Genomic DNA, 12,904 nt, shown 5'->3' on the forward strand with positions numbered 1-12,904 from the left:
TAACGCGCTTGCACGCAAAAGCGGCAAACACGTGAAGAATCGTCGGCGCGTTACTTCAGGCCGAAATCCACCCGCGTCGTTGCGCCCTTGTCGTCGATACCCGAAGCATCGAGCTTCGGCGCCACGATGAAAACGCGGCTGTTGTCGATCTTGCCTTCGAAGTACTGCTGCACCGCCTGCGCGCGCCGCTGCGCGAGATCGCGCAGGCTGGCGTCCGTGACGGGCGCATGCTCGGCGAGCGCGGTCTTCATCTCGTCGTCGGGCAGCGTCTTCGTCAGGCCGACGATGTTGCGTGGCTTCTTGAAGTCCGAATCCTTGTAGGCCTTGGTCAGATACTTGTCGTATTCGTTGGCGTCGACCTTGATCGTCATCGGATCGACGCTTTCGCCGTTGCCCACGACGTCCTTGAGCTTCTGCTGACGCACGAGCCGATCGACATAGGCCGTGCGCAGCGCCGGCTGATCGACGGCGGGATCGACGCGGCCGATGATGTCGAGGCGGATCGACGGCTTGTCCGAGAGGGCCTTCACGATCATGTCGAGCTTCTTCTGCGATGCGTCGGACAGCGCGAAGGAGCCCGGATCGAACTCGACGTAGCCGAGTTCCTCGCCGCTGCCGCCGCCGAACGCATGCGCGAGCAGCGAGAACGGCGCCGTGACGGCCTTCTGCAGCAGATTCAGCACCGCGTGCCAGATCAGCCCGCCGATGCTGAATTCCGGATTCGACAACGAGCCCGACACGGGAATATCCACGTCGATCTCACCGCGCGAATTCTTCAGCAGAGAAATGGCAAGCTTCACGGGCAGCTTCGTCGCCGTGTCGTTATCGACGTGATCGCCGAACGTGAGCTGATCGATGAAGATGTGGTTGTTCGCCGTCAGCTGGTCATTTACCAACTGATAGTGCAGATCGACGTTCAGCTTGCCCTTCGTGATCGGATAGCCCGCGTACTTCGCCGAGTACGGCGTCAGGTTGGTCAGCTCGATGCCGTGCGCCGTTGCCGTCAGATCGAGCGCCGGCTTGACGATCAGCGGATTCACCGAGCCGCGGATCGTAATCGGGCCGTTGGCGGCGAGCTTCGCGGACACGTCGACGGGCGCCGACTGCTTCGAGTCCGTGCCGAATGCGCCGACCGTGCCCTGGATCGCGACCAGGTTAGCCGTGTAGTTCGGCTTGATGAAGTTGTCGGTGTAAGTGACGCGTCCGTTCTGCAGCACGAGCTGGCCGAAGTGCAGACGCACCGGACTTTGCGGCGGCGTGGCCGCCGTCACCGACGTGTTCGCGCCGGACGCGGCGGAAGCCGGCACGGCAGCCTGTGCTTCGGAAGCGGCGGGCGCGCCGAGCGGAATCGGCTCTTTGCCCTTGGCGCTCTGGTCGCGCGTGAGCGACTGCGGCGCGCCCGTTTCGTGCGCGACCACGTCCTTCAGATTCAGCTTGCCTTGCGCGTCGAGCAACACGCGGCCGTAGAAGTTCGCGAACGTGACCTTGGCGGCATCGACGTCCGTGCCGTGCTCGTCGTAATTGGCCTTGATGCCCGTCAGCGCCAGCGAGCGCCAACCGGCAAACGGGTCCGAGGTCGCCTTGTCGATCATCCGCACGTCGACGATCGCCGCGTCGCCGCGATACGTCGCGCTCATGCCCTTCGACTTGTCGCCCTGCGCGAGCGTCACATCGCCGCTTGCATTGAGCAGCGCGCTCGCGATCGTCGCGTTCAGCTTGCTGCCGAAGTACGGCTCGAGCGCCGCGGCGTCCAGCCGGTTGGCGTCGATCTTCATCGCGAGCTTGAGCGGCGTCGCCGTCACGTCGCCCTTCACGCCGAGCGTGCCCTTGCCGTTGACGGTGGCCTGCAGCTCGACGGGCAGCGCGCGGCTCAGGTCGTCGCTGATCTTCTGCACTTTCAGTTGCAGCGGCTTCACGGCGAGCTTCACGGGACGCGTGGTCGTGTTGTCGGTGAACGTTGCCGCGCCGTCCTTCAGATTCAGCTCGCCGATGCTGTAATGCCATGCCGGCCCTTCCTCCGTCGCCTTCTTCGCCGCGTGGATCACGGTGCGCTCGCGCACCTGCTCCTGCGGCGGGCCAGCCAGCGCGGCCAGATCGATCGTGCCGTCTTTGAGGCGCTGCGCGTCGACGGACAGGCCCGTCACGTCGACCGAATCGAGTTCCGCCTTGCGCGCGGCCAGATCGACGCGCTTGATGCCCGCCTTGCCGTCCGCGATCGAAATGACCGGCTGCTTTGCGTTCCCTGTCGCGAGCTTCAGCGATTGCAGATCGATCTGGCTTTGGCCGATCTGCAAATCGACGGGTTCCTTCGACCAGTTCGCCGTCAGGTTCGACTGCACGCTCAACGTGCCGTCGAGCACCTTCGCCGCCGTCACGGTGTCGAGATACGGCTGCAAGACGGGCAGTTGCGCCGACTTCACGTCGATCTTCGCGTCGGCCGTCTTCGCGGCGAGCGACAGGTTGCCCGACACGGCGAGCGCGCTCTGCGGCTGGTTCTTGACGTTGGTCTTGAGGGTGTAGCGGGCGGGCGTCTTGCCGAGCGTCGAGAAATCCGCAAGCGTCACCGCGAAATTGTTCAGCCCTGCCGATACGGGCCGCGACGCCGCCGCGTCCTGTACTTCGACGGTGCCGTTCGACAGCTCGAATTGCTTGATCTGCAGATCGACCGGCGGCGCGGCCTTCGCTGCTGCAGCCTCGGCGCCGCTCGCGCCGGACGCAGCCGCCGCGGGCGCGCTTGCCGCCGCAGCAGGTGCGGGCGCGAACGTACGCTGCACGCTCAGCACACCGCTCTTGTCGCGCGCGAGATGCACGGTCGGCGCGTCGAGGCGGATGTCGTCGAAACGATAGACGCTCTTCAGCGGCTCCAGCGTCTGCGCGGCCACATGCAGCGAGCGCGCGGCGAAGAACGGCGCCTTGTGCTCGTCGAGCACGTCGATGTCGGCGAGATCCGTCGTGCCCGTGATGCGCAGCGTGGGCGCGTCGCCCGTCATCAGGAAGCTCACTTTCAGGTCGCTCGACAGCTTGCCCGCCTGCACCGTGACGGGCAGCTTCGCGGGCGAATACGACAGCAGCTTCGGCACGTCGAGCCCGTCGAAGCGCAGCGACACTTCCGATTCGCGCGACGCCGCGAACGGCTTCGTGCGTCCGTCGATGGCAATCGGACTGCCGTCGATACGCGCTCGCAGCAGCGGCTCGACGAAGATGTCGGTCTTCGACGGCAAGGTGGCGATGAACGGGATACCCAGGCGCCATTCATCGACGACATGCGTGACGCCGAGCAGCCGGTCGTCGAACGTGATCTTGCCGTTTTCGATTCGGATATTGGAGATCGAGAACTGCGCCGGCTTGCTGTCGGGCTTGGACGGCTGCTTCGAGAACTTCTCGATCAGGTCGCTGAAGCTGAAGCGCTGCGCGTCGTAGCGGACGATCGTGATGCGCGGCGAATCGAGATGCACTTCATCGACAATGGGCGCGAGCCGGAAAATCGAACTCCACGACGTCCGCACGATCAGCCGTTCGATATCGACGAAATCGCCCTTGCCGCCACGGTCGCCGATATGCACGCGGTCCGCTTCGAAATTGAGCGTGTACGGATTGAGCGAGATGCGGCCGATGCTGGCCGGCCGGTCCAGTTGCTCACTCAACTGCTGTTCGGCGATATGCCGGATCAGCGGCGGCGCGGCGAAAAAGCCGAGCAGTCCGAACAGGACCAGCACGACGAATACGATGAGAACGATGCGTCTTGCGCGCCGGCCTTGCGCGACTTCGCGGACGGTCTGAAAGGATGAAGCGAGTGATGCTTTGGTCGGGCTTGCCATGCTTGGTCGCGGGTAGGGCGGCGCAGAACACGCCGCGATGACGAATATCCAGCTTGGCCGAAGTATACGTCGTGTACTTCGGGCAAACCATCAAATGTCATGAGAATGACGACCGTTGCGGGCAAATAAACGTTAGAAAGTGTAAGTGGCCCGATTTCAGTTGCGAGGACGTGTCCAGCCGTGATGCGGCGGACACGTGCTTCGCTTATTGACGCACGACGGCGGGTGGCTGCCAGGTGCCGTCGCTGGCTTCGGGCTTCGGCGCGTAGAGACGCAGCACGAGCTGGAAATCGCCGCGCGGCGCGGGGAGCCAGTTCGACGCCTTGCGCGGTTTCGCCGACGACACGGTCACGTCGATCGAGCCGTCGCGGTTGCGCCGCACGCCCGCCTTGTCGCCGACGGACGCGCGTGCCGGCGTGCTGTCGCCGAGCGCGCCGTCCTTCGTGTACGCGGTGATCGACCAGAAGCCGCGCACGGGCGGCACCTGGTTCGGCTCGAAGTGCATCACGTAGCGGTTCGCCCCGTTCAACGCGTGGCCGTCGCTGTCGAGCGCGACGTTGGCGCGCACTTCGTCGTCCTTCGTGCCGATGCCCGGCTGCGCGTATGACGCGTACGCGCGCAGTGCGTAGTCGGGACCGTAGTTGCCGACGCCCTCGCCGAACCAGCTCCAGCCGTTGGCCGTCAACATGTTGGTGGGCGGCGTCGCGACGCGCGCGCGGCCGTCCGCGAGACCGCCGGCGATCGCGTCGCTGGCCGACTTGGGCAATTCAACGGCTTCGTCCGGCTTCACGCCGAGGTCGGCGAGAAACTTGAGCGCGTGCGGATCGGCGGGCGACGGCGGGTTGTCGGGCAGCAGCCACGCGAGGCGGTCGAAGAAGCCTTTCGCGTCGAGCGCGGCGACCTGCTCGGCGGGCGTGCCCGAAACGCTTGCGTCGGCGGGCATGGTGCGCGGCGCAACGGACGCCGCCGATGCATCGCCCGTATAGACGGACAGCGGCACCACGCGAATGCCGCGCTGCAGCTTGCGCACGGCCGTCAGATCCCGTCCGCCGTTTGACTGGATGCGCACGTCGAGCCAGATATTGCGCGTGGGCGCGTCGATACGCTTGACGCCCTTAGGCAGATCGCCCTTCCAGTCGGGCTTCGCGAACGCCACCGTCTGCGCCTTGATGCCCGACACGCGCGAGCCACCCTGCTGTTCCGCCGACCAGAGCACGTTGGTCCACATGTCGAGCGCGCGCGCATCGATATAGCGGCCCGCCGAGGTTGGCAGCGAGACGATCACCGGTTCATCGCCGACGTCGAGCCACGCGGTCGAATCGAGCGTGTCGATGCCGGGCGTCGGCGGATTGTGCGCGCCGACGGGCGGCAGCGCCGACGCATGACGCAGCGTGTTGACGGGCGCCTGGCCGGGGCCCGTGCCCACGGCGGCGTCGCGGGACGCGCCCATCAGCACTAACGGATAGGCAAATACATAGGAGTCGGCGACCTCGTCCTTGATCCAGCCAGTGGGCTTGGGCGCCACGATAGGAGTCGACGCGCACCCGGTGAGAAATGCGATGCCCGCGAGCGCCGCGCAGGCGAGTTGAAACGGAAACTTTTCTCGGCGATTTTTTATCATTCGATGAACCGCGGTCCTGGGTGTCACATGCCTGAGCCAGGACGGGCCCGGTCCGCGCGAGCCCCCGCCCGCGCCGGACTTGCCGAAATGTCCTGACATTCCTTTTCTGACAACGCGTTTTAACTTATCCGCGTCGCGGGGGCAAGTTAATGTGAGTGTTCATCTGGGTTTTGATGTGCCGTCTTCGGTTCGGGTGTTGTTTGTTAGTTTTTTTGGGTTTTTGTTTGATTGTTTTGTGGTGGGTGCCTGCGAGGCGCGGGCTATGCCGGGTGGGGTTGGTGGGGTTGGTGGTCTTGCGGTGGGATTCGCGGTTTGACTTCGTAGCGCGTTTGGTTTGGTTGTTCTAGCCTGTGCGCTGGCATCCGCGTTATGCCTTCGTGCTTCAAGCGTCGCCCCTGTGCGGGGCGGCACCTACTTTTCTTTGCCGCCGCAAAGAAAAGTAGGCAAAAGAAAGCGGCTAACACCGCCAACATTTCTTCCTGCCTGAGGGCCCCCAAAGGGTCTTACGCTTCACACGACAGCATTTCTGTTCGCGTTCGTTGCCAACGCTTCGAATGAACGCCTCACCCACTTCAAACACCCGAACAAGAGCTAGCGGCAGCGAATGGTTTGCGCCGCCCAGGTGGCAAACTATGTGTAGGTTGTCGCGACGTACACGTTAGCGCTCTTACATGGTGGGACGCGTGCGCTATCGGTCCGGAGTGAGACGTGTGTGGCGCGACGGCCTACACACAGTTTGCCACCTGGGCGACGGAGGAGTATCTGGCGCGGCACGCTGCGACGCGGGCGCGCGAAGCGGGTGATGCGCACCGCAAGAGCGCTGGCAACGAACATGAGTCACGTGGTTGCCGTGTGAAGCGTAGGACCGGTTGGGGGCCCTCAGGCAAACACAAGAATTAGCGGTGTGAGCCGCTTTCTTTTGCCTACTTTTCTTTGCGGCGGCAAAGAAAAGTAGGTGCCGCCCCGCACAGGGGCAACGCGTGAAGCACGAAGGCATAGCGCGGATGCCAGCGACAAAGCTAGAACAACCAAACCGTAGCACGCGCATGCATCCCTGCACGTCGTCGGGCAAATACGAAAAAGCCCCTTGACCTTCCCATCATGGGAAGGTCAATACTGGTTCCAATGATGCGCAATAGCGCAAACTGGAGCCTCCCAGCCATGACCGAACTCGCACCACCCCGCGCCGCCGACACGTCCCGCCCGGCGGCATCCTCGGAACTCGACATTCAGGGCATGACGTGCGCGTCGTGCGCGCTGCGCGTCGAGAAGGCGCTCGCCAAAGTGCCGGGCGTCGCGCGGGCAAGCGTGAATCTGGCGACCGAAAAGGCAACCGTCGATGCCGACGCGTCCGTCACCACCGATACCCTCGTCAACGCCATCCGCAAAGCGGGCTACGACGCACAGCCGCTGAACGACGCGCCGCCACCCGCTGCCGACGCGCAATCGACAGCCGAACTCGCGATCGGCGGCATGACCTGCGCTGCCTGCTCCGGACGCGTCGAAAAAGCGCTCGCGAGGATTCCCGGCGTGACTTCCGCGTCCGTCAATCTCGCCACCGAAAAAGCGACCGTCACCACCAACGGCGCGGTCGGCGTCGATCAGTTGATCGCGGCCGTCACGAAAGCCGGCTATCAGGCGACGCCGCTCTCCGCCGATGACGCAACGCCCGCCGCCGCCGAAGACAAAGACGCCGCCGCGCGCGCCGCCGTGCGCCGCGAACTCGGCGCGGTCGTGATCTGCGCGCTGCTGACGCTGCCGCTCATCGTGCCGATGCTCGCGGAGCCGCTCGGCCTGCACGCGATGCTGCCCGCCACGCTGCAACTCGCGCTCGCCACCGTCGTCCAGTTCGTGTTCGGGGCGCGCTTCTACCGCGCCGCGTGGAAAGCCGTGCGCGCGGGCGCGGGCAATATGGATCTGCTGGTTGCGCTCGGTACGTCGGCGGCTTATGGCGTGAGCGTCTACCAGATGGCGCTGCACCCCGGCGACATGATGCATCTGTACTTCGAAGCGTCGGCAGTCGTGATTACGCTGGTGCGCTTCGGCAAGTGGCTCGAGGCGCGCGCCAAGCGCCAGACCACCGACGCGATCCGCGCCCTCAACGCGCTGCGTCCGGACCGGGCGCGCATTGTCGTCGGCACGGAAGAGCACGAAGTGCCGCTCGCGCAGGTGCGCGTCGGCATGCTCGTCGCGGTGCGGCCGGGCGAGCGCGTGCCCGTCGACGGCACGGTGCTGCAAGGCCGCACGCACATCGACGAATCGCTGATTACGGGCGAAAGCCTGCCCGTGCCGAAGCAGCAGGACGACCGCGTGACGGCAGGGTCGATCAACGGCGAAGGCGCGATCACAGTGACGACCACGGCGATCGGCGCCGAGACCACGCTCGCCCGCATCATCCGGCTCGTGGAGACGGCGCAGGCGGAGAAAGCGCCGATCCAGCGGCTGGTCGACCGCGTTAGCGAAATCTTCGTTCCCGCCATTCTGGCGATCGCGCTCATCACGCTGGTCGGCTGGCTAATCGCCGGACACGGCGCCGAAACGGCGATTCTCAACGCGGTCGCGGTGCTGGTAATCGCCTGCCCTTGCGCGCTCGGTCTTGCGACGCCGACCGCGATCATGGCGGGTACAGGCGTCGCCGCGCGTCACGGCGTGCTGATCAAGGACGCGCAGGCGCTCGAAATCGCGCATCAGGTTCGCGTCGTCGCGTTCGACAAGACGGGCACGCTGACGGTCGGCCAGCCGTCCGTGACGGCGTTCGAGACGACGGAAGGCGTTGGCCGTTCAAAAGCGCTGGCGCTCGCGGCGGCCGTGCAGCGGCATAGCGAGCATCCGCTCGCGAAGGCTGTCTTGAAAGCGTTCGAAGCGGACGGCGGCGGCGCGTCGCTGCCCGCCAGTAGCGACGCGCGCGCGGTCGCGGGGCGCGGCGTGGAAGCGGATATCGACGGCGAGACGGTCGCCATCGGCAGCAGCCGCTGGCTCGGCGAACTGGGCATCGCGCCGTCGCCCGCCCTCGCCCTCCGCGCCCAGCAACTCGAAGCGCAAGGCAACACGGTCTCGTGGCTGATCGGACGCGGCAAGACGGACGCGCAAATCGAAACGCAAGCCGACACACCAGCACAAGCGCTCGCGCTGATCGCTTTCGGCGACACGCTCAAGCCGGGCGCGCGCGCCGCGATCGAACGGCTGTCGCGCATGGGCGTGAAGAGCGCGCTGGTGACGGGCGACAACGAAGGCAGCGCGAACAGCGTCGCCGCCGCGCTCGGCATCGACGAGGTGCACGCGCAAGTCCTGCCGTCCGACAAGGCGCGCGTCGTGCACGACCTGAAGATCCGCACGTCGAGCGTGGTCGCGATGGCGGGCGACGGCATCAACGACGCGCCCGCGCTCGCCGCCGCCGACATCGGCATCGCGATGGCGACGGGCACCGACGTCGCGATGCACGCGGCAGGCATCACACTGATGCGCGGCGACCCGACGCTGGTCGCCGACGCGATCGACATCTCGCGCCGCACGTGGCGCAAGATCCAGCAGAACCTGTTCTGGGCGTTCGTGTACAACCTGATCGGCATTCCGCTCGCCGCGTTCGGGCTGCTGAACCCGATGATCGCGGGCGCGGCGATGGCGTTCTCGAGCGTGAGCGTCGTGACGAACGCGCTGTTACTACGAACCTGGCGTTCGTCGCAATGATCTGAATCAACACTCTAGCTTTCAAAATTAAAGGAAAACGTTTGGCGTGCCGTTAACAGGTTTCAGGCTGCCGTTTCCGCGTTGCGCGCCGCCGCGCGCGCGACGCATCGGAGCGGCTTCGATCCCGTTACCTGCAGACCCTCATGGATATCCTTTCACTGCGCCGCGCCAGCGTGGGCGCCAGGCTCGCCATGCTCTCGTGCGCGCTGGTGGCCGCCATCTTTGCCGCCTTCACGTTCGCCGTGACCCGCACGGCCGGCACGCAGATCAGCGATCAGGTGCTGTCGCGCATCACCGAAAAAGACCGCTCGATTGCTGCGATGATCTCGCTGTTCGACAAGGCGCTCACGGCCGAAGTGGGCCGCTCGATGACGCTGTTCGCGAGTTTCCTGCCGCCCGGCTACGCGCTCGACGAGACGCAGAAGATCGACATCGCCGGCACGCCGACGCCCGTCTTCAAGGCCGGCGACAAGGTGCTGAACAACGACTTCTCGATTCCCGACCAGTTTCTCGCGCAAAGCGGCGCCATCGCGACGATCTTCGCGCGCACGGGCGACGACTTCGTGCGCGTGACGACTTCGCTGAAAAAGCAGGACGGCTCGCGCGCAATCGGCACGCTGCTCGACCGTAAGGGCCCCGCCTACGGCCCCGTCGCCGGCAACAAGACCTTCACGGGACTCGCGACGCTGTTCGGCAAACGCTATATCACGCAGTACCGCCCTATCACCGATGCCAGCGGCAAGGTAATCGGCGCGCTGTTCGTCGGCGTCGACGTGGATGCGCAGATCAAGTCAGTCGAAGACGGCATCCGTCAACTGAAGATCGGCGACACGGGCTATTACTTCGTGTTGAACGCGTCGAACGGTGCGGAGCGCGGCAAGCTGATGGTGCATCCGGCGGCAGCCGGCCAACTGGGCGACGAGAGCGCCGCGCCGTACAAGCGCATGATCGACGAAAAGGAAGGCCAGATCGAATATTCGAGCGCGGACGCGACGCTCGGCGAGACGGGGGCGCAGGACAAGTTCGTGTCGTTCGTCACGGTGCCTGAATGGAACTGGCTGGTAGGCGGCGTCGCGAAGCGCGACGAAGTGATGGCCGACGTGATCGCCACGCGCAACCGCTTCATCCTGATCGGCTTCGTGCTGGTCGGGTTGTTCGCCGTCGTGTTCCTGATCGCCGTGCGCCGGCTCGTGTCACGTCCGCTCGACGAAGCGGCGAAGGCCTCGGAGCGCTTCGCATCGGGCGATCTGAGCGTGCGCGTGTCGGCGAGCCACGAACGGCGCAACGACGAAATCGGCCGTCTGATGCAGGCCATCGACGGCATCGGTGAAGGGCTCGCGCGCATCGTCACACAGGTGCGCAGCGCGTCGGCCGACATGACGGAAGGCACCGCGAAGATCGCTGCGGGCAGCGGCGAGATCGCGTCGCGCATCGGCACGCAGGCCGCGAGTCTCGAAGAAACGGCGGCGAGCATGCAGCAGATTACGTCGACGGTGCAGCAGAACGCCGGTCATGCGGCGCAGGCGAATACGCTGGTATCGGGTGCATCGGAAGCGGCCCTCGACGGCGGCCGCGCGGTCGAGCGCGTCGTCTCGACGATGGGCGAGATCAGCCAGTCGTCGAAGAAGATTGCCGACATCACGACAGTCATCGAAGGCATCGCGTTCCAGACCAACATCCTCGCGCTCAACGCGGCCGTCGAAGCGGCGCGCGCGGGCGAGCACGGCAAGGGTTTCGCGGTGGTCGCATCGGAAGTGCGCGCGCTCGCGCAGCGCAGCGCGGCGGCGGCGAAGGAAATCGAAGGCGTGATCGCGGAATCGACGGCGACGGTATCGAGCGGCTTCCGCATTGCCGAGGAAGCGAGCACGACGATGCGCTCGATTGTCGAGCGGGTTGGCCAGGTGCAGACGATCATTGGTGAAATCAGCGTCGCTTCGAAGGAGCAGTCGAGCGGCATCGAGCAGGTGAACACGGCTGTCACGCAGATCGGCGAAGTGACGCAGCAGAACGCGGCGCTCGTTAGTGATGCCGAGCAGGCGGCCGCCGATCTGAGTGCGCAGGCCGACAAGCTGGCGGAAGTTGTTTCCGTATTCAAGCTGGGCGGCCATAACTAGAAAGCACGGGAGCGGGACTTTCAGATTCGCTGGCATCCGCGCTTTGCCTTCGTGCTTCATGCGTTGCTGGTCGGTGTTTTTGGCTCTGTGCTGGCATCCGCGTTACGGTGTCTGCGATTCACGCGTCGCCCCTGTGCGGGGCGGCACCTACTTTTCTTTGCCGCCGCAAAGAAAAGTAGGCAAAAGAAAGCGGCTCACACCGCTAATTCTTGTGTTTGCCTGAGGGCCCCCAACCGGTCCTACGCTTCACACGGCAACCACGTGACTCATGTTCGTTGCTAGCGCTCTTGCGGTGCGCCTCACCCACTTCACGCGCCCGCGTCGCAGCATGCCGTGCCAGATATTCCACTGCCGCCCAGGTGGCAAACTGTGTGTAGGCCTTCGCGCCACACACGCCTCACTCCGGACCGATAGCGCACGCGTCCCACCATGTAAGAGCGCTAACGTGTACGTCGCGACAACCTACACACAGTTTGCCACCTGGGCGGCACATACCATTCGCTGCCGCTTGCCCGTGCACAGGCATTCGAAGCGGGTGAGGCGCTTAGGTCGCGCGTTGGCAACGAGCGCCAACAGAAATGTTGCCGTGTGAAGCGTAAGACCCCTTGGGGGCCCTCAGGCAAGAAGAAATGTTGGCGGTTTGAGCCGCTTTCTTTTGCCTACTTTTCTTTGCGGCGGCAAAGAAAAGTAGGTGCCGCCCCGCACAGGGGCGACGCTTGAATGGCAGACACCGTAACGCGGATGCCAGTGCAAAGCCAAAACCCCACAACGTCGCAAACCCAACACACACCAAACCTAAAACTCAACATCAAGCTCGTCGATCTCATCGACTTCCAACTGCGCTTCAGCGATCCACTGCTGCATCTCAGTCAGCGCAAGAATCCTCTGCCCATAAGCAACGATATCGGCATCGAGCTGCACATCATAAGTGACAAAGCGCGTAACAACAGGCGCATACATCGCATCCGCAGCGCTACGCTCGCCGAACAGATACGGCCCACCGTATTCTTCAAGACACTCACGCCAGATCGTCACAATACGATCAATATCCGACTGCGCCCGCGCCCACACCTTAAAGCCCGGAAAGTGCGCTTTCAGGTTCATCGGCAACGCCGAACGCAAAGAACTGAATCCCGAATGCATCTCACCGCATATCGCACGGCAATGCGCGCGCGCCTTACGATCCTTCGGCAACAGCCCAGCTTCAGGCCGCACTTCGTTCAGATACTCAGCGATAGCCAACGTGTCCCACACCTTAATGCCATCATGCACAAGACACGGCACGAGAATAGAGGGCGACAGCAGCAGCAACTCAGCCCGCGCAGCGGGATCATCAACAGGCATCACGATCTCTTCAAACGGCAAGCCACTGAACTTCGCCAGCAGCCAGCCGCGCAGCGACCACGAGGAATAGTTCCGGCTGCTGATCGTCAGCGTAGTGGCAGTCATCGTGTCGGCCATCGGTTTCGGCATGTCTCGCTCCTCGGAGGAACATCGCGCTGCGATGCGCGGCTCGCGATGCACGATACCGTGCATGCGCGCACCAAATAGCGGCATAGCCGGCATCTTGCGAAGTAACGCGCAAAGGCTATGCCAACGCGTCGCCGCAGCAGCCCATTCCGCCGACGCCAACGTTTAGCTCCGCTGGCATATGACTTGCCTCT

The 12,904-nt window shown here is 64.5% G+C and carries 5 protein-coding genes; 2 read left to right on the forward strand and 3 right to left on the reverse strand.

Annotation, left to right across the window (positions count from 1 at the left end; translation table 11 throughout):
* Positions 1-50 precede the first annotated feature (50 nt).
* Together C2L64_RS32175 and C2L64_RS32180 are read right to left on the reverse strand one after the other, a co-directional pair.
* The gene (locus C2L64_RS32175; RefSeq protein WP_007579506.1) at positions 51-3,818 is read right to left on the reverse strand and encodes a DUF748 domain-containing protein; all 3,768 of its coding nucleotides are present in this window, start codon (positions 3,816-3,818) and stop codon (positions 51-53) included.
* 205 nt (positions 3,819-4,023) lie between these two features.
* Entirely contained in the window at positions 4,024-5,439 is a 1,416-nt protein-coding gene (locus C2L64_RS32180; protein WP_007579505.1) for a DUF1254 domain-containing protein, read from the reverse strand.
* Between the two features lie 1,161 nt (positions 5,440-6,600).
* Between C2L64_RS32180 and C2L64_RS32185 the strand changes: the two genes are divergently transcribed.
* Positions 6,601-9,126 (forward strand): heavy metal translocating P-type ATPase, encoded by a 2,526-nt coding sequence (locus tag C2L64_RS32185; protein ID WP_007587501.1) that lies wholly within the window; start codon positions 6,601-6,603, stop codon positions 9,124-9,126.
* A gap of 143 nt (positions 9,127-9,269) precedes the next feature.
* On the forward strand, positions 9,270-11,240 hold the full coding sequence (locus C2L64_RS32190; protein WP_007587499.1) for a methyl-accepting chemotaxis protein: 1,971 nt from the start codon (positions 9,270-9,272) through the stop codon (positions 11,238-11,240).
* Between the two features lie 795 nt (positions 11,241-12,035).
* On the opposite strand, the gene C2L64_RS32195 is transcribed toward C2L64_RS32190, so the two are convergent.
* On the reverse strand, positions 12,036-12,689 hold the full coding sequence (locus C2L64_RS32195) for a glutathione S-transferase family protein (protein ID WP_007587498.1): 654 nt from the start codon (positions 12,687-12,689) through the stop codon (positions 12,036-12,038).
* Positions 12,690-12,904: the final 215 nt, after the last annotated feature.

Source organism: Paraburkholderia hospita (assembly GCF_002902965.1).
Lineage (GTDB): Bacteria > Pseudomonadota > Gammaproteobacteria > Burkholderiales > Burkholderiaceae > Paraburkholderia > Paraburkholderia hospita.

What these genes read in the sequence shown, in the direction of transcription:
- C2L64_RS32175 (WP_007579506.1), bottom strand. Translation starts at nt 3,818, where the DNA reads ATGGCAAGCCCGACCAAAGCATCACTCGCTTCATCCTTTCAGACCGTC.
- C2L64_RS32180 (WP_007579505.1), bottom strand. Translation starts at nt 5,439, where the DNA reads ATGATAAAAAATCGCCGAGAAAAGTTTCCGTTTCAACTCGCCTGCGCG.
- C2L64_RS32185 (WP_007587501.1), top strand. Translation starts at nt 6,601, where the DNA reads ATGACCGAACTCGCACCACCCCGCGCCGCCGACACGTCCCGCCCGGCG.
- C2L64_RS32190 (WP_007587499.1), top strand. Translation starts at nt 9,270, where the DNA reads ATGGATATCCTTTCACTGCGCCGCGCCAGCGTGGGCGCCAGGCTCGCC.
- C2L64_RS32195 (WP_007587498.1), bottom strand. Translation starts at nt 12,689, where the DNA reads ATGACTGCCACTACGCTGACGATCAGCAGCCGGAACTATTCCTCGTGG.